Origin of the sequence: Paraburkholderia fungorum, from assembly GCF_902833645.1 — a bacterium.
GTDB classification, from domain to species: Bacteria; Pseudomonadota; Gammaproteobacteria; order Burkholderiales; family Burkholderiaceae; genus Paraburkholderia; species Paraburkholderia fungorum.
Genome location: NZ_CADFGE010000015.1, coordinates 18,329 through 43,918, shown reverse-complemented (window position 1 = coordinate 43,918; position 25,590 = coordinate 18,329). Strand labels below are relative to the sequence as shown.

Here is a 25,590-nt window from a genome sequence, read left to right as displayed (position 1 = left end):
GCCCCTATAAGATGCCGTGTGACAAGGCTCTAAAGGGAGCTTCGAACGCACGAACATGGCGCACCGAGCGAAGCCGGATGCACCAGTTCGATTTCTTTTGTCTAGACAGGTTGGTGTCTGAATGCTGGCGCAGTTCGAATCGGCGCGTTGCGCGCCCTACCAGATGAACGGCACGAAGCGGTAACGCACGCGTGAGACGTAGCCGGTATAGCCGTCGAGTTGTTCTGCCAGTACGCGCTCCTCGCGTACCGCGCGCCAGCCGATACCGATCACCATCACCGGCACGCAGGCAAGCCCCCACCATGAACCCAGCAGCAACGGCGTGCCGATGAACAGCAACAGCGCGGCCGAGTACATGGGATGACGGACATGGGCATACGGGCCGGTGTCGATGACTTTATGGCCACGGCCTGTCTGAATCTTCACAACCGGCGCGGCATAGCTATTGGCCCGGAAAACAATCAGGCAGAGAAGCAGGCAGACAAGAATGCACAGCGAGCCGACACTCATCAGCCAAACCGGAAACGGCGCCGACCAGCGGTAACGCACAGCGTCGAGTCCCATCAGGACGAGCCAGGCGCTCCAGACCACCGTCACCGCCACCATGAAAATTCGGTCCCAGCGGCTTTGTTGCGCCTGCACGATCGGCGCGAGACGCTCGGCAAGCAGACCAGGGTCATGGCGCGCCAGCCACAAACCGACCCACAGACTCAGGCCGCCTGTCTCGATCAGATACCACCAGCCCGCAGGCCAGGCGAACGTGCCCGCGGCGCCGAACAGCAGCGCGCCCATGCATGCCAGCCAGAGCGACGTTTGGAGGATGAGGCGCGTGATCATGGTTGGGTCGTGGCGCGTGTGAGTGGTTATGGGCGAAGGAGCGCCGCCTGGGCGCTCGTTATGCCCGCGATGCCCTGCCTTAGGCCAGAGCCGAAGCCGAACTCACGCGCCCGAACACGTCCGCCATGTCGATGTCCCCCGTGTTCAGGCCGAATTGATCGTGCAGGCAAGTCGCGAGTTCGTCCGCACTCTTCAATTGCCGCTCGCTGATGATCTGGCCATCCGCCGCGCGTTCGTTCAACTGGTTGTCGAGCAAGGTCAGGCGCGATTCCGGCAGGACGAGGCAAACGATCAGGTGGTTCAGGAACACGGATTCCGGCGCGGTCGAGGTGTACCAGTTCGATGTCTCGTAGTCGATCCATTCGACCGGGTGCAGGTCGAAACGGTAGACGCGAGCCCAGGATTCATCGCGAGACTGCACTTCGAGATAGAGCGCACCGCGCGCCGCATCGGCCAGACGGAACGTGCCCAGCTGGGTGGGCTGCGCGCTGCCGGCGACGAGCCGCAGCGGAGCGGTCAGCGTCACGCTGCCGAAACCGACGTCGGCGATCCACGCTTCGTTCCCGATGTCGACCCGCAGGACCATGTGCGTGCGCGGCGGAATCGTGCCGGATTCGCGGCCCCAAAGAACCCGGCCGAGCAAAGGCGTTACGTCGAAGCCCAACTGCATCAGGACATTCGCGAACAATGCGTTCTGCTCGAAGCAATAGCCGCCGCGTTTTTGCGTGATCAGCTTGTGTTCGATTGATTCGAGATCGAGTTTCACCGCGCGATGCGTGAGCGGGTTCAGGTTCTCGAAAGGAATCGATCTGGGGTGCAGCTTATGGAGTTCCTGAAGCACTTCCAACGTCGCCGCGCGAGGCCCCTGGTAGCCTATGCGGGTGAAGTAATTTTCCAGATTCACGGTATGTGACATCGGTGTCGTCCCGGTAGGGTTTGGAAATTGTGCGCCTGGTATGCGCTTGAGAAGTGCTTCGCGCCATCGCGCGGCATCGGAAGATGATCATAGCTTCTTTTGTTACCCGCTCGACGGAACACGAATCCACCACTCGCGCCTGCCTGCTCACGTCCGGCTCCTGACATTGAGCTTTCGAGTTACGCCCGCTTTTCGCCCCCGCTCCGCCTGGCAGCGATTCGACATGGCCAGATTCATACCAAAACATTACATATTTATTCACTTTAACTTACGCACAAACAGCCTTTAGTAGCAGTCCGTAAAGCTCAAAATTACACACCAGTAATATTGATGCGAATCGTTCTCATTTGTGTTGACGCACTTATTCCGCATGCGTACGATCTCGCCATCTGCTGCATGAGGCGTCGCGAACCGATGCGGCAACTCGCACGCTTTACGGCAACGTAATGCCGCGATGGTTAGATCAGTCGATACAACACAAATAAGGATTTCGATGAAGTTCGCCCAATCAACTGAACGCGCCGGCCTGGCGCGTTGGCTTCGCGACGCCGGCACCGCGCGCCGTTCGCGTTTGCCTTCGATGCGGCGCCTTGCGCTCTGCACCGCTTTCGCCTGGGCCTCGTTGACCGCCGGCGTAGCCATGGCCGACGCCAATCCCGATGCCGCACCGGAAGCGCCCGAAGCCGACCTGAACATCAAGGCGACTCAAACGAATCAATGGACCGGCGTGTGGAATCGCGCGACGTTGCTCGGCGACATCGGCGGCCTGCGCCCTTGGCTCGGCAAATATGGCGTGACGTTCGCGCTCACCGAAACCAGTGAAGTGCTCGACAACCTGCGCGGCGGCCTTGCGCGCGGCGCGGATTACGACGGCCTCACGACCGCGACCTTGCAGATGGATACGCAAAAGGCGTTCGGTTTGCCGGGCGGCCTGTTCAACGTCAGCGCGTTGCAGATCCACGGCGCCAACCTCAGCGCCAACAAGCTGGGTACGCTGAACACGGCAAGCGGTATCGAAGCCGATGACGCTACCCGCCTGTGGGAATTGTGGTATCAGCAGTCGTTCCTGAACAAGCGTGTCGACATCAAGATCGGTCAGCAGAGTATCGATCAGGAGTTCATCACCAGTTCGAACGCGGCACTGTTCGTCAACACGATGTTCGGCTGGCCCGCGCTGCCCTCGTACGACATGCCTTCCGGCGGTCCCGCCTATCCGCTGGCCGATCTCGGCGTGCGCGTGCGCGGCCAGATCACCCCTTCGTTGACAGCGCTCGTCGGCGTGTTTGACGGCGATCCGCTCGGCAACAATCCGAACAACAAGAGCGGCACCAACTTCAACCTGCATAACGGCGCGTTGTACATCGGCGAGTTGCAGTACGCGATCAATCAACCGGCCGACGGTGAAATGGTCGGCACGGGCGGCGGCGGTCTGCCGGGAACCTACAAGCTCGGCCTCTGGTACAACAACGGCAGCTTCGCCGATCAGCGCTTCGACAACACCGGTCTTTCGCTTGCGAACCCGGCGAGCACCGGCGTCGCGCAGAACCATCATGGCGACTACAGCATCTACGCGGTAGCCGACCAGATGATCTGGCGCCCCGATCCGGACGAGCCGCGCAGCCTCAGCGTTTTCGGGCGGGTGATGGGCGCACCGGGCGACCGCAATCTGGTGAGTCTGTCCGCCAACCTCGGCATCGTGCTGAAAGCGCCGTTCGCCGGCCGCGACAACGACAGCGCCGGTATTGCGCTCACCTATATCAAGGTCGGCAACCACGCGAACGGCCTCGATCAGGATAACCAGGTATTCAGCGGCGGACCCTATGGCGTACGCACCAGCGAAACCACGCTTGAAGCGACCTACCAGTACCAGGTCACCCCGTGGTGGCAATTGCAAGCCGATGCGCAATACACGTTCAATGCCGGCGCCGGCCAGAACCCGAGCGCGCCGACGCAACCGCTGCGCAATACGTTCGTCGTCGGTCTGCGGACCAACATCACGTTCTGATGCCGTTCGCCATGACTACCCACGCAGATTCGCATAACCCGATTAAATCGAACGCCATGCTGTCGATCATGACCGTAACTACCGCTTTGTGCTCAGGCACGGAGGCACACTCATGAACCATCCCACGCGCAAATTTTTGCCGCGCACCGCGCGGGCCCTGATTGCCGCAACCGTCAGCGCCGCTGCATTCGTGACGGCCGGCGTTGCCCAGGCCGAGCCGCAAGGGTTCCTCGAAACCATCAAGCACCACTCCACGCTGATCAACACGGTGCCGGAGAACGGCGACCAGAATCCGTATGCGGTCGTGGTCGCGCCGGTCACGGCAGGCACCGTCAAGCAAGGCGACGTGCTGGTCGGGAACTTCAATAACTCGACCAATCTGCAAGGCACCGGCAGCACGATCGTCAACTATCATCCGGACACCAAACAGATGACGGTGTTCGCAACAGTGCCGCGCGATCTCAAGGAATGTCCGGGCGGCATCGGTCTGTCGACCGCGATGACGATGCTCAAATCGGGCTACGTGATCGTCGGCAGCACGCCGAGCAATGACGGCACCACCGGCACCAAGGGCGCCGGCTGCCTGATCGTGATCGATCCGAACGGCAAGGTCGCATCGACCATCACCAGCCCGAACATCAACGATCCGTGGGGCAACATGGCGGTCGTCGACAACGGCACGAGCGCGACGCTGTTCGTCAGCAATGCCGGCTTCGGCGTGGGCGGAGCGCAAGGCAATCCGCCGGTGTTCAAGCAGGCCACCATCCTGCGTCTGGACCTCGACGTGCCGGCCGGCAAGGCGCCGGTCGTGAAGAAGGAAACCGTGATCGGCAGCGGCTTCGGCGCGCAGGCGGACAAGGGCGTGTTCCTCGTCGGTCCGACCGGCCTCGCGCTGTCGGGCGATCAGAAACTGCTGTACGTCTCCGATGCAATCGGCAACCGCATCACCGAAATCGACGAACCGATGACGCGCGACACCAGCGCCGGCGTGGGTCGCCAACTGACCGCCGACGGTCTGCTGCATCGCCCGCTCGCCATGGTCACCGCGCCGAACGGCCACCTGCTCGTCACCAACGCGTTGAACGGCCAGATCGTCGAAATCGACCCGGCCAGCGGCAAACAGCTCTACGCGCGCTGGATCGACACTGACAAGGCCCAGTCGCCCCCCGGCAACGGCGACCTGTTCGGTCTCGCCCTGACGCCCGAAGGCGACGGTTTCTATTACGTGCAGGACGACGTGAACACGCTGGTCCTCGCGAAGTAAACCAGCCAGGCGCGAATCCGGCCGGCGAGCCGGACGCGCTTGCGGCACACCCCCACCGCCAACTGAAGGCGAAGTAACCATGGCAAACGATCAACCCCCGCGGCCCTCACGGCGCGGTTTTCTGAAGGCCGGCAGTGCGGCGGTCGCAGCGGGCGCGAGCCTCGGTGCGACCGGCATCGCCCAGGCCGCGCTTGGCAAGACGCCGGCACACGCCGCCGATCCGACCCAGGCAGTCGAGCCGTTCTACGGTTTGCATCAAGGCGGCATTGTCACGCCGCAGCAGAGCCACACGTATGTCGCCGCGCTCGATCTGACAACCGCGAACCGCGCCGACGTGATCGCGCTGCTGCGTGCGTGGACCGACGCCGCCGCGCGCATGACGCAAGGCCACACGGCCGCGCCGCTGCCGACCGGCGCCGCGGCCAGAACCGAGCTGACCGACACTAGGGCCGATACGCCGGTCAGCACGAAGGCCGACGCGCAAACCGGTAGCGCCGCCGACACGACCGCCAACAACGCGGCCTACAGCCCGACCAACGCCAAAGCCGCGCCCGATTCCGGCGACGTGCTCGGTCTCGGCCCGTGCGGCCTGACGATCACGTTCGGTTTCGGCCCGGGGCTGTTCACAAAGGACGGCAAGGACCGCTACGGCCTCGCCGCGCGCCGCCCCGCCGCGCTCGTCGATCTGCCACGTTTCAACGGCGATCAGCTGATCGAGCAGAAGACCGGCGGCGACCTGTTCATCCAGGCCTGCGCGAACGATCAGCAGGTCGCGTTTCACGCGGTCCGGCAATTGGCGCGCCTCGCTTACGGCACCGCCGCGATGCGCTGGGGCCAATCCGGTTTCCTGTCCGGTCCGCGCGGTCAGACGCCGCGTAATCTGATGGGTTTCAAGGACGGCACCAACAATCCGTCGACCGCGAAGCCGCAGTTGATGAACGAGTTCGTGTGGGCCGGCGCCACGGCCGACGCACCGTGGATGGAAGGCGGCACCTACACCGTGGTGCGGCGCATCCGCATCACGCTCGAGCATTGGGACAACACCGAAGTCGACTTCCAGGAACAGGTGTTCGGCCGTCACAAATACAGCGGCGCGCCGATCGGCAAGAAGAACGAGTTCGACCCGGTCGACCTGAAGGAAGAAGACAAGGACGGCAATCCGGTGATCCCGGAGAACTCGCACGTGCGTCTGTCGAATCAGGCCAGCAACAACGGTGCGCAGATTCTGCGCCGTTCCTATTCGTACAACGACAGCACGAACTTCTATATCGAGCGCTGGCCGCCATGGCGTCAGGAAACCGAGTACGACGCGGGACTGATTTTCCTCGCTCACCAGAGCGACCCGCGTACCGGCTTCATTCCGATCAACGAAAAGCTCTCGAAGTTCGACATGATGAACCAGTTCACGACGCACGTAGGCAGCGCGATATTCGCGGTGCCGCCGGGCGCGAAACCGGGTTCGTATATCGGCGCGGGGCTGTTCGAGACGTAATGCAAGCTGAGCAGCAAGCCGCCGGCCATGAGGCAGGCGGCGCTTTGAAGACCAACAACATCACTAACGGATTTTAGGATCATGGCTCATTCCTGGTTTGGCACCCGCCTGCGCTTGCTCAGCAGCGCTGCCGCCCTCACGCTGGCCGCGTTCGCAACCGTACCCTCGGCGGCCCACGCCGCGTCGATCACGCTGTACAACGCGCAGCACGAACAGGTCGTCAATCTGCTCGCCAAGGACTTCGAAAAGCAGTCCGGCATTTCGGTGAAGATCCGTAACGGCGAAGGCCCGGCAATGGCGGCGCAAATCGTCGCGGAAGGCGCAGCGACGCCCGCTGACGTGTATTTCACCGAAAACTCGCCCGAGCTGATGCTGCTCGAAGAGAAAGGCCTGCTGAGCAAGGTGGACAGCTCGACGCTCGCTACCGTGCCGGCGCGCTTCAGCTCGCCGACCGGCGCATGGGTCGGCGTGACCGCGCGCGAAAACGTGCTGGCCTACAACACCACCAAGCTGCAACCGTCGCAACTGCCGCAGTCGCTGTTCGATCTGGCCAAGCCGGAATGGAAAGGCAAAGTCGGCATTGCGCCTAGCGACGGCGACTTCCTGCCGCTGGTGAGCGCGGTACTTGCCCTGAAGGGCGAAGCGCAAACCGTCGCATGGCTGAAGGGTCTGAAAGCCAACGCGCAGATTTTCGACGACGACGAAGGCGTGGTGGCCGCCGTCAATCGCGGCGGTGTTGCAACCGGCCTGATCAACAACTACTACTGGGCACGTCTGCACGCTGAGATCGGCGATGCGAAGACCCGCAGCGCGATCTATCACTTCGGCAACGGCGATGCCGGCGCGACGGTGAACGTGTCGGGCGCGGCGGTACTGAAGTCGGCTCACAACGCCGACGGCGCACAGAAGTTTCTGGCCTACCTGGTTAGCGAGCGCGCCCAGCAGTTGATGGCGAACAGCCACGTCATGTTCGAGTATCCGCTGCGCGCAGGCGTGGCGTCGGACCCGATCCTCAAGCCGTTCGCTGAACTGAACCCGCCGGCGCTGACCATCCAGCAACTCGGCGACGACAGCCAGGCCGGCAAGCTGCTGCGCCAGGCAGGTTTGCTGTAAATGAGCGATGCCATATCAGCCGGCCCTCCGGCTGTCACCCCCGCCCCGGCGCGCGCGCGTTTGCGCGCGCCGCGCGGGTTGTTCGCGGCAGCAGCACTCAGCGCTTTGCTGGTGCTGCTGCCGATTGCGTTTACCTTCTGGCGCGCGGCGAGCTTCGGTCTCGCTGAAGCGGTCGATCTGATCTTCCGGCCGCTGGTCGGCGAACTGCTGATCAACACACTGCTGATCACCGTGTCGGCCACACTCGTCTGCGCCGTCGTCGGCACGGCGGCCGCGTGGTTTGTCGAACGCACGAATCTGCCGGGGCGGCGCATCTGGGCCGTGCTCGCCGCCGCGCCGCTCGCCATGCCCGCCTTCATTTCGAGCTATGCATGGGTGTCGCTGAGTCAGGATTTGCAGGACTTCAACGGCGCGCTGCTGGTGCTGAGCTCGGCCTATTTCCCGCTCGTCTACCTGCCCGTGGCCGCCGCGTTGCGCAGCATGGATCCAGCGCTGGAAGAAAGTGCGCGAGCGCTCGGCTGCAACCGCTGGACCACGTTCCTGCGCGTCGTGCTGCCGCAACTGCGTCCGGCACTGCTCGGCGGCATGCTGCTGGTCGCGCTCGGCGTACTGTCTGAATTCGGTGCGTTCACGCTGCTGCGCTTTCACACTTTCACGACGCAAATCTACGCGGAATTCCGCACCAGTTTCGACGGCGGCGGCGCTTCGCTGCTCGCGTGCCTGCTGATCGTGATCTGCCTCGTCGTGCTGGCATTCGAGTTTCGGGTACGCGGCGCGGCGCGTTATGAACGCGTCGATCGCGGTACACGTCGCGCGGTCTTGCGCTACGACCTCGGCGCATGGCGCTGGATCGTCGTCGCCGGCTTCGCCGCGCTGGCGATCACCACGCTCGGCGTGCCGCTCGGCATGATCGGTTACTGGCTCACGCAACCAGGCGCGGCTGCCGTCACACCGGCCGACGTGTCGCCCGAACTGCTATTCAACGCAACGATCTCCTCGCTCGGCTTCGGACTCGCTGCCGCCCTGCTGACTACGCTGCTGGTCGTGCCGCTCGCCTTCCTGCTGGTGCGTTATCCGACCCGCTTCGCGACGCTGTTCGAACGCACCGTGTTCCTGGCGCAAGGCATCCCGGGACTGGTGATCGCACTGGCGATCGTGTCGCTCGCGGTGCATGCGCTGCAACCGCTTTATCAAAGCGCGACGCTGCTGGTGATCGCCTACGCGATGCTGTTCATGCCGATCGCGCTGGTGAGCGTGCGGGCCGCCTTCATGCAGGCGCAGCCGCGCCTTGAGGAAACCGCTCGCGCACTCGGCCTGAGCTGGACGCAGACGCTGTTGCGCGTGGTGTTGCCGCTGGCGGGTCCCGGACTCGCCGCGGCAGCGGCAATGGTGTTCATCTCCGTCGTCACCGAATTGAATGCCACCCTGCTGCTCTCGCCGATCGACACGCAGACACTCGCGACTCAGGTCTGGGCCGACACCTCGACCATGGCGTTCGCCGCCGCGGCGCCCTATGCGGCGCTGCTCACCGGCATTTCGCTGTTCGCCTCCGGCCTCCTGTTCGCGTTGCTCGGCAAATCGGCGCTGCTCGGCGAACGTAGCTAAACTTCGCGCGCTCTCGCCCGCTTTTTCCATCGGATTTTCATGAGCGAACTTCGTATCCGCGGACTGCAAAAATCGTTCGACGGCCATGCGGTGCTGCACGGCATCGATCTCTCCGTCGAGCGCGGCACGCTGCTCGCGCTGCTCGGACCGTCCGGCAGCGGCAAGACCACCTTGCTGCGCCTTCTGTGCGGCTTCGAACGCGCGGATGGCGGCAGCGTCGAAATCGACGGCCGCCGCGTCGTCGGCGACAACCTGCATGTGCCTTCCGAACAGCGCCGCATCGGCTATGTGCCGCAGGAGGGCGCGCTGTTTCCGCATCTTTCCGTAGCGGACAACATCGTCTTCGGCCTGCCGCGCACGCAGCGCCGCGCGCGGCATCGTGTGGCCGAATTGCTGGAACTGGTCGGCTTGCCGGCGAACTTCGCCGAACGCGCGCCGCAGCAGTTGTCAGGCGGCCAGCAACAGCGTGTCGCGCTGGCCCGCGCGCTGGCGCCGTCGCCGACCCTGGTGATGCTCGACGAGCCATTTTCATCGCTCGATGCGGCTTTGCGGCTCGAAACGCGCCAGGCGGTGGCCAGCGCGTTGGCCGCGGCCGGCGCGACCGCCGTGCTCGTCACGCACGATCAATCGGAGGCGTTGTCGCTCGGCCACGAGGTCGCGGTGCTGTGGAACGGGCGGCTGATCCAGACCGCGACGCCGGAGACGCTGTACCGCAGGCCGGTGACGCGCGAGCTTGCCTCCTTCGTCGGTGAAGCGGTGCTGTTGCCGGGCACGGTCAGGCAGGATCGCGTCAACTGCGAACTTGGCGATTTGCCGTTGTGCGAGCCGATGGGCAACGGCGCGGTCGACGTCATGGTCCGGCCTGAACAGATTCGTCTGTTGCGTGCCGAAGAAACCATGCGGGATGGCGCGCCGTCGTATGCCGCCGTGGTGCGCGAGGTGATTTTTCAGGGGCAGGACGCGGGCGTCGCGCTGCAATTGCAGTCCGGCGCGCAGACGATGGTGCGCGCTCGTGTGCCGGGGTATCTGTCGCCGCAGCCAGGCGAAAACGTGCGGCTCGCCGTGGATGGCGCAGTGACGGCTTATCCGCGGGCCTGAGCGGCGCGCGCGGATCAGTCGCTCATGCAGCAGCCGCTCCCCGCATTGCCGCTTGCGGCCGCAGCGACAAATCCTGCACCATCTGTGCGGCCAGATAATCGCACGTCGGCCGATCCGATTTGGCGCTGCGCGCCACCACGATTTCCAGCGGTGCGATCTTCGGCAAGCCTTGCGCTTCACCGAGTATTGCGAGCCGCGACGGCACGCTGCAACGCGTAAGCGCGATCACCGACAGCCCCGCATCCACGGTCGCCACCAAACCCATCAAGCTTGCACTGCTAAACGCCGCCCGATAGCGGATCCGCGCACCGTCGAGCGCCGCCAGCGTATGCTGGCGCGCGACACAGCCCGGCTCATATAGCCCGACCGGCAACGGCGACGCCGCCAGCACCGGCGTATCCAGCGACGCCCCCACCCATACCATCGGCTCGCTGCGCACGAATTCGCCGCGCAGTTTGCGGTCGCGCGTGACGAACGCGAGATCGATCTTGTTATCGGCCAGCATCGGCGCGAGCGATGTGCTCTGCGCGCAGACGATCTCGATCTCCACATGCGGATACAGATTCGAAAAGCGCCGCAACACCGGCGAGAGCAGTGACGACACGTAATCGTCCGGCGCGCCGAGCACCACGCGCCCGGTCACTTCGGGCCGCACGATTGCCGACCACGCCTCCTCGTGCAACGCCAGCACACGCCGGGCGTATTCGAGCAAGGTATTGCCCGGCCGGGTGAGTGAGAGATTGCGCGTGTTGCGGGCGAACAGCGTGGTGCCCAGCATGGTTTCGAGCCGCTTGATCTGCATGCTGACCGCTGCCTGCGAACGGTGCACGGTGGTCGATGCCTTCGTGAAGCTGCCCGTTTCCACCACCGCGACGAAGGTGCGCAGCAAATCGACGTCGAATTCGGGGTGCATGATTTATCAATCCAGCTTATGGAATTTCTCAATTTAATTCGTTTGTCGACGCAAGGCAAGCCGCGCAATACTTGGACTCCCTTATGTGACTCCACCTACGCGACCCCACCTTAAGGAGCGGTTTCGCATGTCCCTCACCCAACGTCAGCAAGGCGCCATTACGCTGGCCAGTGGCGGCCTTCTGATGGGCACGCTCGGCATTTTCGTCGAGGAAGCGCGGCTCGGCGCGCTGACGCTGGTGTTCTTTCGCTGCCTGTTCGGCTTCCTCTCGCTCGCCGCGTATTGCGCGTGGAAAGGCTTCTTCACGCGTGCGCATTTCACCCGGCGCACCGTCGCGCTCGCACTGATCTCCGGCGTCCTGATGGTCACGCAATGGGTCGGTTTCTTCGACGCGATTCATCGCACCAGCATTGCGGTGGCGACGGTGGTGTTTCACGTGCAGCCGTTCTGGGTCGTGTTGATGGGCGCGGCACTGTTCCATGAACGCCTCGGCGCCGACCGGCTCGGCTGGATCGCGACGGCCTTCGTCGGGCTCGTGCTGGCCTCGGGCGTTGCGGCGAGCGGGAATCTGCAGGGACATGCCAGCTATCTGATCGGCATCGGCGAGGCATTGGTGGGCTCGGTGCTGTACGCGAGCGTCACGCTGATCGCCAAAGGGCTCGGCAATCTGCGCCCGCATCTGCTGACGCTCGCGCAATGCGCGGTGGGCGTGGTGTGCCTGCCGTTCATTGCGCCCCTCACTGCCGTGCATATCGGGCCGATGCAATGGTTCTGGCTGGTCGGCATGGGCGTGCTGCATACGGGGCTCTCGTACGTGCTGATCTACGGCGCGCTGCCGAAGCTGACCACGCCCATCATCGCCGTGCTGCTGTTCGTCTATCCACTGACCGCGATCGTGGTCGATGCCGTTGTGTACGGGCGGGCGCTCTCGCTGCCGCAACTCGCGGGCATGGCCTTGATCGTGATCGCCAGCCTCGGCGTGAATCTGGGCTGGCCGCTGCTGTCGATGCTGCGGCCCGGCGGGCGTATGCGGCATCACGCGGATTGACGGTGGATCGTTGAGCGGCGGACGGCTGCTTATTGAGTAGTGGCCCGCCGCTTGCCGCCTCGCCGCCACGGCGGCGGCTCGCGCATCACCTCAGCTTTCATTTCGTCGACAAGATCCCTGCAAAAAACCCGCATTCTCCATTCAATTCGCACAATCGCGAATAGTTCTCGTTTATAATTTCTGAATATTACAAGCCGGGCATTGATCCGGTTTTCGCTGTACCTCCCGTTCCCACATCGACATGCCATTCCGAGGCAGCCGATGTCACGTCCGTGCATTTCGCGCACTGACGCACGGCGCCCCGGCCGTTTCAATTTCGGACTCGTTCGAAGCCAACAGGGGAATTCATCACTTCGTCTCGCCTGACCGACCACACGATTTCTGCCTGATCGTGCGCGCCAGCTTGCGTCCTCCTCGCACCCGCCTGGCGCTTTTGCATGACCGCTTTTGCTGCACCCGAAAACCAATAACACCACCGATCCACGCTCGAACAACGTTGCCATGAACGTCAAAAAGAATACGTATCGCGCACTACTGCTCGCCACTTCTCTCGCCAGCGCCAAACCTTTGCTGGCGCAACAAGCCACACCCGGCACCGGCGCGCCCGACAACACGCTGCCCGCCATCGCCGTCCAGGCCGCGGCCGATCGCTCTTACGACTCGAGCACCTCGAACACCGCGACGAAGATGAACATGTCGCTGATGGACGTGCCGCAAACGGTCAACGTCGTGCCGCGCGCGCTGCTCGACGAACAGAACGCGACTTCGCTGCAGGACGCGTTGCGCAACGTGCCGGGCATCGGCTTTTCGGTCGGCGACGGTCAGCGCGACCAGGTTACCTTGCGCGGCTTCAACAACATCACCGATCAGTACGTCGACGGTATTCGCGACGACGCGCTCTACTATCGCGATCTGTCGAACGTCGAACGGGTCGACGTGCTGAAGGGTCCCGCAGCCGTGCTCTATGGACGCGGCTCGGCCGGCGGCCTGATCAACCGCGTGCTGAAAAAGCCGACGGCAAATCCGCAGCAGGCGGTAGGCGTAACGCTCGGCACCGAAGGCGAACGGCGCGGCGAATTCGATCTCGGCTGGAATGCGAACGACGCCGCGCGTTTTCGCATTACCGGCGCCGCCGAAAACTCGAATAGCTTTCGCAACCAGTTCCAGTTGAATCGCCAGGCGGTGGCGCCCTCCGCGCAATTGCGCATCGATAAGGACACCATCGTCAATATCGAAGCCGATTATCTGCACGACCGCCGCACTTCGGATCAAGGTCTGCCCGCCTATCTCGGCCGCCCGGTCAATGTGCCGATCAACACCTATTACGGCTCGGCCGACGCGGCGAACACGTCTTATAACGACGTGGACGCGAAGAGCGCGACCGTGTCGCTCGATCACCGCTTCAACGATTCGCTGTCGCTGCACACGGCCGTGCGTGCATACGACTTCTCGCTCGAACGCAAAAACTACGTGACGTATGAGCCGATCAGGACAGCGCAGAACCCGGTCGTCACACTCGATCAAAGTACCCGCTTTCGCCAGGACCATGGCGTGGACGGACTCTTCGAGTTGACGCAAAAAACCACGCTGTTCGGCATGAAACACGAACTGCTGTACGGCATCGAGCTGTCGCAACAGCAAAAATTCGACACCATCTACTCGACCAATAAGGTCGCCACCTACAACCTGTACGATCCGCAACTCATCGACTTGCCGGGCGTTAAGCCGGGCACGGCGGCAAAGACGAATGCGGCTACCGTGCTGGGACTCGCCGGCGTCTACGCGCAAGATCTGATCTCGCTGACGGAGCATTGGAAGATTCTTGCCGGCCTGCGCTTCGACTATCTGACGCAAACCCGCAACGACTACACGTCGGCGCACGTGAATCTGGATCGCACGGATCGCGCGTGGAGCCCGCGTGTCGGTCTGATTTACGAGCCGCTCGATTGGGTGTCGCTGTACGCGTCGTATAGTCAGTCGTTCTCTCCGCTTGCCGATACGTTGATCAGCAGCGGCGCGTTCGCGAACGGCTCCGCGCTGGCGCCGCAGAAGACCACCAGCTTCGAAGTCGGCTCGAAGTTCGATCTGGGCCGCGCGAGCGCGAGCATCGCGCTGTTCGATATGAAGCAGACCAATCAGCAGATCGCCGATCCGTCCAACCCGACTTACGCTCTGCCGATCGGCACGCAACACGTGCGCGGACTGGAACTGTCTACCACCGGTGAGATCGCGCCGAAGTGGTCGGTGTACGCGGGCTATGCGTATCTGAACGGCAACGTCGACGGCTCGCCGCAAGCGAGCTCAGCCGGGCTGGTGCTGCACAACAATACGCCGGGCCTGATGCCGCGTCATAGCGCGAGCGTGTGGATCAAGCGCGATCTGAAATACGGGTTCTACGCGGCCGGCGGTGCGCAATTCCAGTCGGCGCGCTATACGTCGGCCAGCGACGCGGTCACGCTACCTTCTTTCGTGACCTTCGATCTCGGCGCGGGATATCACGGCAAGAACGTCGACGTGGCGTTGACGCTGGATAACCTGTTCGACCGCAAGTACTTCATCGCGGCGCACGGTAACGCGGATATGTACAACATGCCGGGTGCGCCGCGCACGCTGACGGTGTCGGCAAGGTGGCATATGTGAGCGCTGCGATGCGCTGATGGGTTAAACGAAAAACCGGGCAGCGCGCCCGGTTTTTTTCGTCCAGCATCACTGCGGCAGCACCTCGCCTTTAGTCTCCGGCGCAAACGGAATCACAAACAGACCAGCAATAAACGCCAGCGCCGTGAGCGCCACCGGCACGCCGAGCGTATGCATATGCAGCACCGCTGCGCCGAGCAGAAAGTTGACGCCCGCCCCGATAAACCGGCCGAACGAAGTGCAGAACGCGAACGCGGTGGCCCGGACGCGGGTCTCGAACTGCTCCGGCAACCACAGGCTGAACAGCGCAAAATTGCCGCCGAAGAAGCCCAGTACAAAGAGCCACGCGATAAACGGCGCAAGTCCATTCGGCAAATAGAATGCCCAGCCGAAACTTCCGGCAATCGCCACCGCCATGCCGGCGAAGTAAACCGCCAGCGTCTTCTTGCGCCCAATCCGTTCCGCGAGCGGCGGCAACGCGAGACAACCGAGAATCGTCGCAATCGACAGCAAGCCGGTTGCCAGCGAGGCTGTCCTGATTGCATCGTTCTTCGTCATACCGGCCTTGGTGGCCAGTTGAATCACGGCCGATGGCTCGTAGACCGCACCCGCCCACAAACCGACGATCGCGATCGTCAACAGAATGCATGCAACCCAAGTGCGGCGCCGATAGGTCGGCCCGAGGATTTCGCGCAGCGGCTTGGCACGCACGACGCGCTCCTCGGCCTTCTGCCACTTCTCCGATTCCTTCACCCGCAGCAGCACCAGAATCGCGACCACGACCGGCACCGCGCCGGTCAGGAACATCGCGCGCCAGCCGAAATGCACGCCGATCGTGTAATTGAGCGCAGCCGCCAGAAAGAACCCCGCGTAGTAGCCCGTTTGCAGATACCCGGCGCCCATCTTGCGGCGATCTTCCGGCCATGCCTCGGCCACATACGTACCGGCCAGCGCCCACTCGCCGCCGATCCCGACTCCGGCAATGAAGCGATAGATGGCGAGTTCCCAGACGTTGTGCGACGTCGCGGCAAGACCCGTGAAAATGGCGAAGGTGAAGATGGTGGCCGCCAGCACCTTGGTCCGGCCGAAGCGGTCCGCCAGCGGCCCCCAGATAAAGGACAGCCCCCAGCCGACCAGAAACAGCGCGAACAGAATCGAACCGGCGAGGCCGACATTCGCGGGCGTTGCCGCATAGCCCGAGCGCGGCAGCAGTTCGGTCAGCGCCGGCGTCAACACAAGTGCGTAGATGAACGAATCCATCCCGTCGAGCGTCCAGCCGGCCCACGCCCCCCAAAACCCCGCGATCTGCGAACGATTGAGCGGCGTACGGCGCCGCGCGACCGACGTGCGGTCGGTGAGTGAATTCATCATGCTCCTCCAGCCCTGCGGTTGACGTACGTGTCTGACATAAAGGAAACGACGGATGGCATGCTTGCCGGTCACTCGATGCGCCTCGTATAACGTTGATAGGCACAACGCGCGAAGCGCATCGCAGTCCTTTGGCGCTCAAAAACTTTCCGGGTTTGGCCACCTGTTACAAGCTCAATTTCATATATAATATTTGATATCATGAACGACGCAACAGATGGTTTTCCCCTGGACGGCCCGGCGCGCAGCCCGCTTCTGCCTGTGGCGGCGCCCCGCGAGAGCATGTCCCACGTGATCGCGGAGGCGCTGCGCGCGGCGATTGTCGACGGCACACTGGCGCCTGGTGCGCCATTGCGCCAAGACGCCATCGCTCGGCACTTCTCAGTCAGCGCAATTCCCGTGCGCGAAGCCCTGCGCCAGCTCGAAAGCGAAGGCTGGGCGAGAACCGCGGTGCACAAAGGCGCGAGCGTCGCCCCTTTATCGGCGGACGAAGCACGCGAAATCTATGAGATCCGTTCCGCGCTGGAGAGCCTCGCGATTGGTCTCGCGATTCCGAATCACACCGCCGCCACGCTGCGCGAATCCGCCACGCTGTGCCGCGCCGCCGAGCGCGAGCCGGACCCGTCGTTGTATGTCGCGCGTAATGTGGCCTTTCATATGAGCCTGTATGCGCCCGCCGCCCGTCCGCAACTCGAGGATATGATCGGCACCCTGCATCGGCGCGGCGAAAGGTATTTGCGCCTGAAGTTCGGCTTGCCGTCGTACAAGGGCGAATCGGACCATGAACACGCCGCCCTGCTCGATGCGGTTCAGCGCCGCGATATCCCTGCAGCACAGTCGCTGGTTGTCGCGCATCTGCTAGGCACCGGCGAGCTGCTCCATCGTTTTCTGACCGAACGCGCGCAAGCGGAAGCCGCGCTTGCGAATCAACCCAAGCCGCGCGCCAGACGCACGCGCACCGTCACCGGGAGCTGAATCCGCCGATGAACCACCCCGCCGAAGCCACTGAAGCGTCCGTCGCCACGCGTTCCTGGACGACCCGCCGCGACGAAAAGAACCGTCGCCTCGCGGCCATCGCACCGTGGCTGGAAGACGGCATCCTGCCGACCAACCGCATCGTCGATGCACTCGAAACACTGATTCAACCTGGCGACCGCGTCGCACTCGAAGGCGACAACCAGAAACAGGCCGACTTCCTGTCCCGCTCGTTTGCCAAGGTCGATCCGCAAAAGATCCACGACGTGCATCTGCTGATTTCGAGCATCAGTCGTCCTGAGCATCTGGCACTGTTCGAACGCGGTATCACGCACAAGGTCGATTTCTCGTTTGCCGGGCCGCAGAGTTTGCGCGTCGCGCAGTTGCTCGAAGACGGGCAGCTGGAAATCGGTGCGATCTATACGTACGTCGAGTTGTACGCACGCATGTTCGTCGACCTCACGCCGCACGTCGCGTTGCTGTGCGCGGAGAAGGCCGACCGTCACGGCAACCTGTATACCGGTCCGAACACCGAAGACACGCCGACCATTGCCGAAGCCGCGGCGTTCCGGCATGGCATCGTGATCGTGCAGGTCAATGAGATCGTCGACGAACTGCCGCGCGTCGATATTCCGGGTTCGTGGGTCGATGTGGTTGTGCAGGCGGATCGGCCCTTCGCGGTCGAGCCGCTGTTCACGCGCGACCCGCGGCATATCGGCGATCTGCAGGTGCTCACCGCGATGATGGTGATTCGCGGCATCTACGAACCGTACGGTGTGAGCTCGTTGAATCACGGCATCGGCTTCGATACCGCGGCGATCGAACTGTTGCTGCCCACGTATGGCGAATCGCTCGGCCTGAAGGGCAAAATCTGCCGCAACTGGACCCTTAATCCGCATCCCACCATGATTCCCGCGATCGAATCGGGCTGGGTCGACAGCATTCATTGTTTCGGCAGCGAAGTCGGCATGGAGGCGTATATCGAGGCGCGTCCCGACGTATTTTTCACGGGCAACGACGGCAGCCTGCGCTCGAACCGCGTGCTGTGCCAACTGGCCGGCCAATACGGCGTCGATCTGTTTATCGGCTCGACCTTGCAGATCGACGGCGACGCGAATTCATCGACGGTCACGCGCGGACGTCTTGCCGGTTTCGGCGGTGCGCCGAACATGGGCCACGATCCGCGCGGCCGGCGTCATTCGAGCGAAGCCTGGCTCAAGCTGCTGAAGAACCAGGGTCCGGTCTCGCGCGGGCAGAAGCTGGTCGTGCAGATGGCCGAAACGTACAAGAAAGGCGGCGAGCCGACTTTCGTCGATGAACTCGACGCGGTCGCTGTCGGCGCGAAAAGCGGCATGCCGATTGCACCCGTGATGATCTACGGCGACGACGTAAGCCATGTCGTCACCGAGGAAGGCATCGCGTATCTGCACAAGGCCGAAGGCATCGACGAGCGGCGTGCGGCGCTGGCTGCGGTGGCCGGTGTGACGCCAATCGGGTTACGCGCGAAGCCGGAGCAGACGGCTGAATTACGTCGACGCGGCATCGTCGCGTATCCGGAGGACCTCGGCATTCGGCGCGGCGAAGCGAAGCGTTCGCTGCTGGCGGCACGCAGCATCGACGATCTGGTGACGTGGTCGGGTGGCCTGTACGCGCCGCCGGCCCGCTTCAGGAGCTGGTAACCATGGCGCCTGCCGCTTTGCTCGAACGCGAGGCCGGCGCGATGCCGGCAGCGCAAGCTGAATGCATGCCTCTTTCTGCTGCATTGACTGACCGACAGACCGGTGGCGTCAAGACACGCACGGCACGCTCCGATACCCAACTCGATACGCAACTTGCGCACTACGCCGTCACCGCGCTGATCGAAGAAGCGCAGCTTACGCCGAAGCCCGCACTGGTCGACCGGCGCGGCAGCGGCGCGCATCGCGACCTCGATCTGCCTACCATGCTGCGCTCGGCCCGTACGCTCGAACCGACATTCGCGGCGCTGGCACGCACGGCTCGCCAGCGGGGCGAACCTTCGGCGCTGTTGCGCGCCGAACTCGCGCAAATCGGCCGCGCCGGCGAGCGGGACATGTTGGCTGCCACTCGCGGCAGCAATGCCCATCGCGGCGCAATCTGGATAGTCGGCTTGCTGGTGGCGGGCGCATCGATGTCAAGCACTGCCACGCGTGTGAGTGCTCCCAAGATCTGCACGCTCGCCGCGCAGATTGCGTGCTTCCCGGACCGCTTCGCCGCCCCCACCGATAGTCACGGCGAACGGGCGCGGCAGCGCTATCAGGTGGGCGGTGCGCGCCGCGAGGCACAAGACGGTTTCCCGCACGTCATCGAGATCGGCTTGCCCGCGTTGCACACGGCGCGAGCCAACGGTGTCGACGAAAACGCCGCGCGCATTGACGTCCTGCTCTCGATCATGGCCTCACTCGACGATACCTGCCTGCTGCATCGCGCGGGTTTGCCTGGTTTGCACGCCGCGCAGCACGGCGCTCACCGTGTGCTGGAGGCCGGCGGAAGTTCGACGCCGCACGGCCAGGCCGCCTTCGTGGCGTTGGAACACGCATTACTGTCGCTCAACGCGTCCCCTGGCGGCGCAGCCGATCTGCTCGCCGCCACCCTCTTTCTCGACATGCTGGCGCATCACGACGCCGCTGGGAGCTCAACCGCATGGAACATCTAACCTTCGACTATCCGGCGCAACGCGCCGTCACGACGCGCGCGCATGTCGGCGTAGTCGGCTCGGGCGATCTGGAAGTCCTGCTGTCGCCCGCCGAAACCGGTGCCGCCCTGAGCGCGCATGTGGTCGTGCGCACCAGCGTCGACGGTTACAGCCACATCTGGAAGAGCGTGCTCGACCGCTTCTTCAGCCGTTACGACGGCGCCGCGCAAATCGAAATCAACGACTTCGGCGCGACGCCCGGCGTGGTGGCACTGCGGCTCGCCGAAGCCATCGAAGCGGCGGAACAGGGGGACGGCGCATGAACACAATCGCCACCGCGCGTTCCGCACCCATGCTGCTCGACAGCTTCATCGAGCTGCCCGCGCGCGAACGGGCTCGCGCGCTGCTCGACGCGGGCACGTTCCGCGAACTGCTCGGACCGTTCGACAAGATCGAATCGCCGTGGCTGCCGCTGCAAGGTGTCGTCTGCCAGGCGGATGACGGCTGCGTGATCGCGCGCGGCACCATCGACGGCGAGCCGGCCGTGGTCGCCGCGATCGAGTCCGCGTTCCAGGGCGGCAGTATCGGCGAAGTCTCGGGCAGCAAGATCGCCGCTGCGCTCACCATGGCCTTGCGCGACTGCGAACGCGGCAAGATCGTCCGCCCCGTCGTGCTGTTCGAGACCGGTGGTGTGCGGCTTCAGGAAGCCAATCTCGGCCTCGCGGTAATCGCCGAGATTCAGGCCGCGATCGTCGCGTTGCGCCGGCATGTGCCGGTCGTCGGTGTGATCGCGGGGATGGTCGGTTGCTTTGGCGGCATGTCGCTGGCAGCGGCCTTGTGCTCGTATCTGGTCGTGACGAAGCAAGGACGGCTCGGCATGAACGGCCCCGAAGTCATCGAACAGGAAGCCGGTATCGAAGAACTCGACTCGAGCGACCGGCGCCGCGTGTGGCAATTGATAGGCGGCGAACAAAGGGCCGCGACCGCGCTCGCCGATCAACTGGTCGACGACGCTACTGACGCCGTGCGCGCAGCCGTGCACGCCGCGTTCAAGCTCGGCCTGCCAGCCGCGCACCGCAGCGAACAGGTCGACATGTTCCTCGAGCGCCTCGCGCGGATCGACCCGGCCAGTGTGACACCCGAAACGATGCGTGACGTGTACAACCCATCTTCTGCGCAACACAACGCGCGCAAGGAGCAGGCATGAGCGATACCTCCCTCAGCCGCGGCGCGCGCTGGTTCCATGCGCTGGCCGGCGAACCGTCCAGCAAGGCGCCCGTATGGAGCAGCGATGCATCGCTCGGCGGCGAGACCGCGCGCTTCATTGCGGTGGTTCCCGATCCCGACAACCGCTTTGCGCGCGCCACCGACAACGTCGTCGGTCTCGAACAAGGCTGGCAGCTCGCGCGCGCGGTACGCGAGGCCATCGCGCTGGACGAAACGAGCGGCACGGGCCGCCCGATCGTCGCGATCGTCGATGTCAAAAGTCAGGCGTATGGCTACCGCGAGGAAATGCTCGGCATCCATCTCGCATGCGCGGCCGCGGTCGATGCGTACGCGACGGCGCGCGATGCCGGGCATCCGGTGATCGCGCTAATCGTCGGGCCCGCCATGTCCGGCGCGTTCCTCGCGCACGGCTATCAGGCCAACCGGATCGTCGCACTCGACGCGCCGGGCACGATGGTCCATGCGATGGGCAAGGAAGCCGCCGCCCGGGTCACGCGGCGCACCGTCGAAGCCCTCGACGCGCTCGGCGAAACGATTGTGCCGATGTCGTACTCGATGACGTCGTTTGCCAAACTCGGCCTGCTCGATCAACTGATCGAAAACGTCGACGCCGATGCACCGGATGCCGCGCAGATCGAACGGGTGCGTCAGGTGCTCGTCGGGCAGATTCGCAGCGCCCGCGAAGGGCAGCGCGATCTTTCGCACCGGCTCGAATCGGCAGCGGCGCGCAAGAACCGCGCGGCGTCGATCGAAGTGCGGCGGCGTCTCGCCGAACAATGGGACGCTGTGTAATGCAGGCCTGTGCCGCGCCACCGTTTGCAGTCGCTGACCCGCTGTCGTGCGATGCGCGTTGGCGGCCGCACGATCTGCTGCGCCTGCACCGCTTGCCGCTTTTCGACGGCGAGCCGGCATGGGTGCGCGAATCTTTCGAGCGCGCGCCGTATGTGGTTGTGAGACGCGCGCTGGCCGCGGACGGCTTCGTGGCGATCGGCGTGCGCGGTATGGAGCGCTCGCAGCGTTACGGCACGTGGGTGCATCTGGACGATATCGAAACTGCCGTATCGCCGGAGGCGTTAGCCGTGCGCAATCCTCTTGCGGCGCGCAATGCGTTGCCCGCTTTTACGGCCCTTGCCCTTGCCGTCGTGCAACGCGAGGCGGCCGGTGGCGCATTGTCTGAATTCGTCTGGGGACCAACCGGCAGCACGGGCTTCGAACTGGCCACCCAGATACCCACCGTTACGTTATCGAGCGATCTCGATCTGCTGATCCGCACGCCGGAGAAACTCTCGCACGACATGGCTATTCAGTTGCTGCATCAGTTGCAAGCCATCGCACAATGCGCCGGCATTCGCGTGGACGCGCAACTTGAAACGCCCGCGGGCGGCGTTGCCCTGACAGAGTGGGCAGCGGGCAAAGCTCGTGTGATGGCACGCCATGCGCGCGGCCCTCAACTGGTTCGCGATCCGTGGGCGCCCGCTCACGTCGCCGCCTGATGCTCGCCCTTCTGTTTCCCGGCCAGGGGGCGCAATCGGACGGATTTCTGCATCGTCTGCCGCAGCACCACGCCGTGACCGATACGCTCGATGAAGCGTCGCAGGTGCTCGGTACCGACCTACTCACTCTCGACACACCGGACGCACTGCGCTCAACCGTAGCCGTTCAGATCGGCTTGACCGTTGCGGGCGTGGCGATCACGCGTGCACTAGCCGATGCACAACTCACGCCGGAGATCAGCGCCGGTTTGTCGGTGGGTGCCTATGCAGCGGCGGTCAGTTGCGGCGCGATTCGCTTCGATGACGCGTTACGCATGGTACGAAAACGCGCCGAATTGATGGAGACGGCGTACCCGACCGGCTACGGCCTCGCAGCGGTGTCGGGTCTGACCGAGCACCAACTCGAAACACTCGCCGTGCAACACGTGGACGCGGGCTATCAACGGGTCTATATCGGCAACGTGAATGCGCCGCGTCAGATCGTCATGGCCGGCGCGAATGCCGCGCTGGACGCCTTCATCGAACGCGCGCTAACTGCGGGCGCTCGCAAAGCCGTCCGTCTTGCGGTGAGCGTGCCGTCGCATTGCGAACTGCTCGCGCATGCCACGGACGAGCTGGTCGCATACGCACAACATGTCCCTTTCCACACGCCACAAAGCATCTATGTCGGCAATCGCGGTGGCCGTCCGCTGTACACGGCAGAGGCCATTCGCGACGATCTTGCGACCAATATGCGCCATACCGTCCGCTGGTTCGACGCGCTCACCGTCATGCAGGAAATGGGTGCCCGCGTGCTGATCGAAGCGCCGCCGGGTCAGGTATTGACGGACATTACGCGTGAGAATTTTCCCGACGCCGCCGCGCTTGCCGCGAACAGCTTCACGTTCGACAATCTGGCCGCTACGGCGCGTCGGCGCCTCGCGCAATAACCGGCGTCAGGACGCGGCCTCACCGCCGCGCTTTGAGCGCCACCTTCCATGGCGGAACAGGCCTCGGCCTCGCGGCCCATTACCGCCGCTCGATCAACTGCCGCCCCATCGCCTTCGCATACTGGTCACACGCGCTGCGCGCAACACGCGACGCCGCCAGCACACCGACGTCGGCGTCGTCGCGGTAGTACATCGCGATGTCGATCGGCGGCGGCAACGGACGCACCTGTAGTTGCCCAAGTTCGCCGCTGCCCAGGAAAGGCTCGACAAACAGAGCCGGCACCGCCGCGATTCCATAGCCGTCGCGCAACAGTTTCACGATCACCGCAACCGACGGCATGCAGGTCACCTGCGTATCCGCTGCCGGCACGCCGGCACGCTTCGCCAGCATCTCGACGATCGCATCCACGGCGATTTGCGGCGCGGTGCCCCGGCCGAACGTCAGCACGGGTTTCTGCAAGATCGTCTGCACATGTTTCGCGCGACTCGCCGGAATCAGATCGTTGCGCGCGATCCAGCGCACGGGATAGCTCGCCAGCAAGGTCGAAACAATCGACGCTTCCTGCACGCCGGTTTCCTCCACCTGAATGACGAGATCCAGTTCGCCCGCGCGCAGCCGGGGTCCAAGCACGGCACTCGTGTCCACGCTCAGGTCTACAACGATGCGGTTGTACTCGACATTCAGCATCCGGATGTAGTCCGGCAGCCAGCTATGCACCACTGTTTCGACCACGCCGAGCCGCAGCCGCTTCGTCACCTGGGTTTCGTCCTGCGCGGCCAGTTGCAGCGAACGCGTGGCCTGCACGACCGAGCGCGCGTGCGCGAGCAACCGTTCGCCATGCGCCGTGAGTTGAAACTCCGCAGCGTCGCGTTCGATCAGCTCCACGCCCAACTCGGCTTCAAGCGTTTTGATACGCAGCGAAATTGCAGCGGGCGTCGCATGCATTGCAGCCGCGGTCGCGCGAAAGCTGCCTAGACGGGCGAGCGTCAAAAACGTTTCGACAAAGCGCGTATTCATTGCATTAGCTCTCCCAACAGCGATCTGATGCACGCGATCATCGCGGCTGAATCCTGCCTGTGCTGTTAAGTTTAATTTAACAAAACACAAGAATAACTCGCTGGATGGATATTTTTGGCGTTACTAATCTGGATTCCATAAGTCAACCGGACCTAGCTGGAGTCGAGCCTTTCATGTCCTACACGCCTTCCGAGTTTCGTCAACAGATTCGCAATCGCCGCCTGTCCGGCCCGACTGCGGGCTACTGTGGCGACTATGCACAAGCCAACCTCGCCATCCTGCCGAGGCAATACGCCGACGATTTCCTGCGCTTCTGCACGCTCAATCCCAAAGCCTGCCCATTGCTCGGCATCGGTGAACCGGGCCAATGGCGCGTACCGTCGCTAGGCGACGATCTCGACATACGCAACGACGTCCCCGCGTTTTATGTGTATCGCCACGGCGAGCGCAGCGAGGAAGTGCATAGCCTCGACGAGCTTTGGCGGGACGACCTGGTGGTGTTCGCGATCGGCTGTTCGTTTTCGTTCGAGGAAATGCTGCGGCGCGAAGGCATTCCGCTGCGCCATATCGAACAGCAGGTGAATGTGCCGATGTATCGAACCCGCGAGCGCAACGTGGCCGCGGGCGTGTTCGGCGGTAACCGCGTGGTTTCGATGCGGCCGATGAAAGCCGCCGACGCGATCCGCGCCATTCAGATCACCAGCCGCTTTCCCGCGGTGCATGGCGCGCCGGTGCATATCGGCGATCCTGCGCTGCTCGGTATTCGTGACATCGCGCGGCCCGATTTCGGCGACGCAGTCGAAGTGCGCAGCGACGAGCTACCCGTGTTCTGGGCCTGTGGCGTCACGCCGCAAGCCGCAATAGAAAGTGCGCGTTTGCCGTTTGCGATCGCGCACAAACCGGGACACATGCTCGTCACCGACATTCCCAACACCACGCTGGCGATACTTTAACCGCGGCGTTATTCGAGTTGTCCTAACCACAAGCTGCACGGCAAGA

The 25,590-nt window shown here is 63.8% G+C and carries 22 protein-coding genes; 17 read left to right on the top strand and 5 right to left on the bottom strand.

The features are described from left to right. Positions 1-156 precede the first annotated feature (156 nt). Together HWX91_RS34050 and HWX91_RS34045 are read right to left on the bottom strand one after the other, a co-directional pair. Entirely contained in the window at positions 157-837 is a 681-nt protein-coding gene (locus tag HWX91_RS34050) for a methyltransferase family protein (RefSeq protein ID WP_028197387.1), read from the bottom strand. A gap of 79 nt (positions 838-916) precedes the next feature. After that, positions 917-1,753, bottom strand: a complete 837-nt coding sequence (locus tag HWX91_RS34045) for an arylamine N-acetyltransferase family protein (protein ID WP_028197388.1) — start codon at positions 1,751-1,753, stop codon at positions 917-919. Between the two features lie 493 nt (positions 1,754-2,246). Between HWX91_RS34045 and HWX91_RS34040 the strand changes: the two genes are divergently transcribed. The 6 genes from HWX91_RS34040 to HWX91_RS34015 all read left to right on the top strand — a co-directional run bounded on the left by HWX91_RS34040 (position 2,247) and on the right by HWX91_RS34015 (position 10,330). After that, positions 2,247-3,758: a carbohydrate porin gene (locus HWX91_RS34040; RefSeq protein ID WP_028197389.1), complete on the top strand. Its 1,512-nt coding sequence runs from the start codon at positions 2,247-2,249 to the stop codon at positions 3,756-3,758. 112 nt (positions 3,759-3,870) lie between these two features. Then, positions 3,871-5,022, top strand: coding sequence for an NHL repeat-containing protein (locus tag HWX91_RS34035; protein WP_028197390.1), 1,152 nt, complete (start codon positions 3,871-3,873; stop codon positions 5,020-5,022). Between the two features lie 79 nt (positions 5,023-5,101). Beyond that, positions 5,102-6,514 carry a Dyp-type peroxidase gene (locus HWX91_RS34030; protein ID WP_028197391.1) on the top strand — a complete coding sequence of 471 codons (1,413 nt, stop codon included), beginning with the start codon at positions 5,102-5,104 and terminating at the stop codon, positions 6,512-6,514. 81 nt (positions 6,515-6,595) lie between these two features. Further along, a complete protein-coding gene (locus HWX91_RS34025) occupies positions 6,596-7,627 on the top strand; it encodes an iron ABC transporter substrate-binding protein (RefSeq protein ID WP_028197392.1) in 1,032 nt (343 codons plus the stop codon). After that, on the top strand, positions 7,628-9,232 hold the full coding sequence (locus HWX91_RS34020) for an ABC transporter permease (protein WP_028197393.1): 1,605 nt from the start codon (positions 7,628-7,630) through the stop codon (positions 9,230-9,232). Positions 9,233-9,271: 39 nt separating this feature from the next. Then, positions 9,272-10,330, top strand: a complete 1,059-nt coding sequence (locus tag HWX91_RS34015; protein ID WP_028197394.1) for an ABC transporter ATP-binding protein — start codon at positions 9,272-9,274, stop codon at positions 10,328-10,330. Positions 10,331-10,352: 22 nt separating this feature from the next. Here the strand turns inward: HWX91_RS34015 and HWX91_RS34010 are convergent, their stop codons facing one another. Continuing rightward, the gene (locus HWX91_RS34010) at positions 10,353-11,243 is read right to left on the bottom strand and encodes a LysR family transcriptional regulator (RefSeq protein ID WP_028197395.1); all 891 of its coding nucleotides are present in this window, start codon (positions 11,241-11,243) and stop codon (positions 10,353-10,355) included. Positions 11,244-11,370: 127 nt separating this feature from the next. On the opposite strand from HWX91_RS34010, the gene HWX91_RS34005 reads away from it, so the two are divergent. Both HWX91_RS34005 and HWX91_RS34000 read left to right on the top strand, forming a co-directional pair. Then, complete coding sequence (locus tag HWX91_RS34005; protein WP_028197396.1) at positions 11,371-12,291, top strand: DMT family transporter; 921 nt, start codon at positions 11,371-11,373, stop codon at positions 12,289-12,291. Between the two features lie 501 nt (positions 12,292-12,792). Beyond that, on the top strand, positions 12,793-14,931 hold the full coding sequence (locus HWX91_RS34000) for a TonB-dependent receptor (RefSeq protein WP_028197397.1): 2,139 nt from the start codon (positions 12,793-12,795) through the stop codon (positions 14,929-14,931). 66 nt (positions 14,932-14,997) lie between these two features. On the opposite strand, the gene HWX91_RS33995 is transcribed toward HWX91_RS34000, so the two are convergent. Then, positions 14,998-16,296 (bottom strand): MFS transporter, encoded by a 1,299-nt coding sequence (locus tag HWX91_RS33995; protein ID WP_028197398.1) that lies wholly within the window; start codon positions 16,294-16,296, stop codon positions 14,998-15,000. Between the two features lie 201 nt (positions 16,297-16,497). On the opposite strand from HWX91_RS33995, the gene HWX91_RS33990 reads away from it, so the two are divergent. Genes HWX91_RS33990 through mdcH form a run of 8 tightly spaced genes read left to right on the top strand, consistent with a single transcriptional unit; the run spans position 16,498 to position 23,573 of the window. After that, entirely contained in the window at positions 16,498-17,271 is a 774-nt protein-coding gene (locus HWX91_RS33990; protein WP_028197399.1) for a GntR family transcriptional regulator, read from the top strand. An 8-nt stretch (positions 17,272-17,279) separates the two neighbouring features. After that, on the top strand, positions 17,280-18,950 hold the full coding sequence (gene mdcA / locus HWX91_RS33985; protein WP_028197400.1) for a malonate decarboxylase subunit alpha: 1,671 nt from the start codon (positions 17,280-17,282) through the stop codon (positions 18,948-18,950). Positions 18,951-18,952: 2 nt separating this feature from the next. Beyond that, positions 18,953-19,945 (top strand): triphosphoribosyl-dephospho-CoA synthase, encoded by a 993-nt coding sequence (locus HWX91_RS33980; protein ID WP_028197401.1) that lies wholly within the window; start codon positions 18,953-18,955, stop codon positions 19,943-19,945. Next, a complete protein-coding gene (locus tag HWX91_RS33975; RefSeq protein ID WP_028197402.1) occupies positions 19,933-20,247 on the top strand; it encodes a malonate decarboxylase subunit delta in 315 nt (104 codons plus the stop codon). Before HWX91_RS33980 ends, HWX91_RS33975 begins: the two co-directional genes overlap by 13 nt. Further along, positions 20,244-21,131 (top strand): biotin-independent malonate decarboxylase subunit beta, encoded by an 888-nt coding sequence (locus HWX91_RS33970; protein WP_028197403.1) that lies wholly within the window; start codon positions 20,244-20,246, stop codon positions 21,129-21,131. Before HWX91_RS33975 ends, HWX91_RS33970 begins: the two co-directional genes overlap by 4 nt. Beyond that, a complete protein-coding gene (mdcE, locus tag HWX91_RS33965; protein WP_028197404.1) occupies positions 21,128-21,943 on the top strand; it encodes a biotin-independent malonate decarboxylase subunit gamma in 816 nt (271 codons plus the stop codon). Before HWX91_RS33970 ends, mdcE begins: the two co-directional genes overlap by 4 nt. Further along, a complete protein-coding gene (locus HWX91_RS33960) occupies positions 21,943-22,644 on the top strand; it encodes a malonate decarboxylase holo-ACP synthase (protein ID WP_028197405.1) in 702 nt (233 codons plus the stop codon). The genes mdcE and HWX91_RS33960 overlap by 1 nt, the downstream gene beginning before the upstream one ends. Then, entirely contained in the window at positions 22,644-23,573 is a 930-nt protein-coding gene (mdcH, locus tag HWX91_RS33955) for a malonate decarboxylase subunit epsilon (RefSeq protein WP_028197406.1), read from the top strand. Before HWX91_RS33960 ends, mdcH begins: the two co-directional genes overlap by 1 nt. 79 nt (positions 23,574-23,652) lie before the next feature. Here mdcH and HWX91_RS33950 read toward each other — a convergent pair whose 3' ends face one another. Next, positions 23,653-24,591, bottom strand: a complete 939-nt coding sequence (locus HWX91_RS33950) for a LysR family transcriptional regulator (RefSeq protein ID WP_028197407.1) — start codon at positions 24,589-24,591, stop codon at positions 23,653-23,655. Positions 24,592-24,764: 173 nt separating this feature from the next. Here HWX91_RS33950 and HWX91_RS33945 point away from each other — a divergent pair, with 173 nt between their 5' ends. After that, positions 24,765-25,544 carry a putative hydro-lyase gene (locus HWX91_RS33945; RefSeq protein WP_028197408.1) on the top strand — a complete coding sequence of 260 codons (780 nt, stop codon included), beginning with the start codon at positions 24,765-24,767 and terminating at the stop codon, positions 25,542-25,544. Positions 25,545-25,590 lie beyond the last annotated feature (46 nt).

What these genes read in the sequence shown, in the direction of transcription:
- HWX91_RS34050 (WP_028197387.1), bottom strand. Translation starts at nt 837, where the DNA reads ATGATCACGCGCCTCATCCTCCAAACGTCGCTCTGGCTGGCATGCATG.
- HWX91_RS34045 (WP_028197388.1), bottom strand. Translation starts at nt 1,753, where the DNA reads ATGTCACATACCGTGAATCTGGAAAATTACTTCACCCGCATAGGCTAC.
- HWX91_RS34040 (WP_028197389.1), top strand. Translation starts at nt 2,247, where the DNA reads ATGAAGTTCGCCCAATCAACTGAACGCGCCGGCCTGGCGCGTTGGCTT.
- HWX91_RS34035 (WP_028197390.1), top strand. Translation starts at nt 3,871, where the DNA reads ATGAACCATCCCACGCGCAAATTTTTGCCGCGCACCGCGCGGGCCCTG.
- HWX91_RS34030 (WP_028197391.1), top strand. Translation starts at nt 5,102, where the DNA reads ATGGCAAACGATCAACCCCCGCGGCCCTCACGGCGCGGTTTTCTGAAG.
- HWX91_RS34025 (WP_028197392.1), top strand. Translation starts at nt 6,596, where the DNA reads ATGGCTCATTCCTGGTTTGGCACCCGCCTGCGCTTGCTCAGCAGCGCT.
- HWX91_RS34020 (WP_028197393.1), top strand. Translation starts at nt 7,628, where the DNA reads ATGAGCGATGCCATATCAGCCGGCCCTCCGGCTGTCACCCCCGCCCCG.
- HWX91_RS34015 (WP_028197394.1), top strand. Translation starts at nt 9,272, where the DNA reads ATGAGCGAACTTCGTATCCGCGGACTGCAAAAATCGTTCGACGGCCAT.
- HWX91_RS34010 (WP_028197395.1), bottom strand. Translation starts at nt 11,243, where the DNA reads ATGCACCCCGAATTCGACGTCGATTTGCTGCGCACCTTCGTCGCGGTG.
- HWX91_RS34005 (WP_028197396.1), top strand. Translation starts at nt 11,371, where the DNA reads ATGTCCCTCACCCAACGTCAGCAAGGCGCCATTACGCTGGCCAGTGGC.
- HWX91_RS34000 (WP_028197397.1), top strand. Translation starts at nt 12,793, where the DNA reads ATGAACGTCAAAAAGAATACGTATCGCGCACTACTGCTCGCCACTTCT.
- HWX91_RS33995 (WP_028197398.1), bottom strand. Translation starts at nt 16,296, where the DNA reads ATGAATTCACTCACCGACCGCACGTCGGTCGCGCGGCGCCGTACGCCG.
- HWX91_RS33990 (WP_028197399.1), top strand. Translation starts at nt 16,498, where the DNA reads ATGAACGACGCAACAGATGGTTTTCCCCTGGACGGCCCGGCGCGCAGC.
- mdcA (WP_028197400.1), top strand. Translation starts at nt 17,280, where the DNA reads ATGAACCACCCCGCCGAAGCCACTGAAGCGTCCGTCGCCACGCGTTCC.
- HWX91_RS33980 (WP_028197401.1), top strand. Translation starts at nt 18,953, where the DNA reads ATGGCGCCTGCCGCTTTGCTCGAACGCGAGGCCGGCGCGATGCCGGCA.
- HWX91_RS33975 (WP_028197402.1), top strand. Translation starts at nt 19,933, where the DNA reads ATGGAACATCTAACCTTCGACTATCCGGCGCAACGCGCCGTCACGACG.
- HWX91_RS33970 (WP_028197403.1), top strand. Translation starts at nt 20,244, where the DNA reads ATGAACACAATCGCCACCGCGCGTTCCGCACCCATGCTGCTCGACAGC.
- mdcE (WP_028197404.1), top strand. Translation starts at nt 21,128, where the DNA reads ATGAGCGATACCTCCCTCAGCCGCGGCGCGCGCTGGTTCCATGCGCTG.
- HWX91_RS33960 (WP_028197405.1), top strand. Translation starts at nt 21,943, where the DNA reads ATGCAGGCCTGTGCCGCGCCACCGTTTGCAGTCGCTGACCCGCTGTCG.
- mdcH (WP_028197406.1), top strand. Translation starts at nt 22,644, where the DNA reads ATGCTCGCCCTTCTGTTTCCCGGCCAGGGGGCGCAATCGGACGGATTT.
- HWX91_RS33950 (WP_028197407.1), bottom strand. Translation starts at nt 24,591, where the DNA reads ATGAATACGCGCTTTGTCGAAACGTTTTTGACGCTCGCCCGTCTAGGC.
- HWX91_RS33945 (WP_028197408.1), top strand. Translation starts at nt 24,765, where the DNA reads ATGTCCTACACGCCTTCCGAGTTTCGTCAACAGATTCGCAATCGCCGC.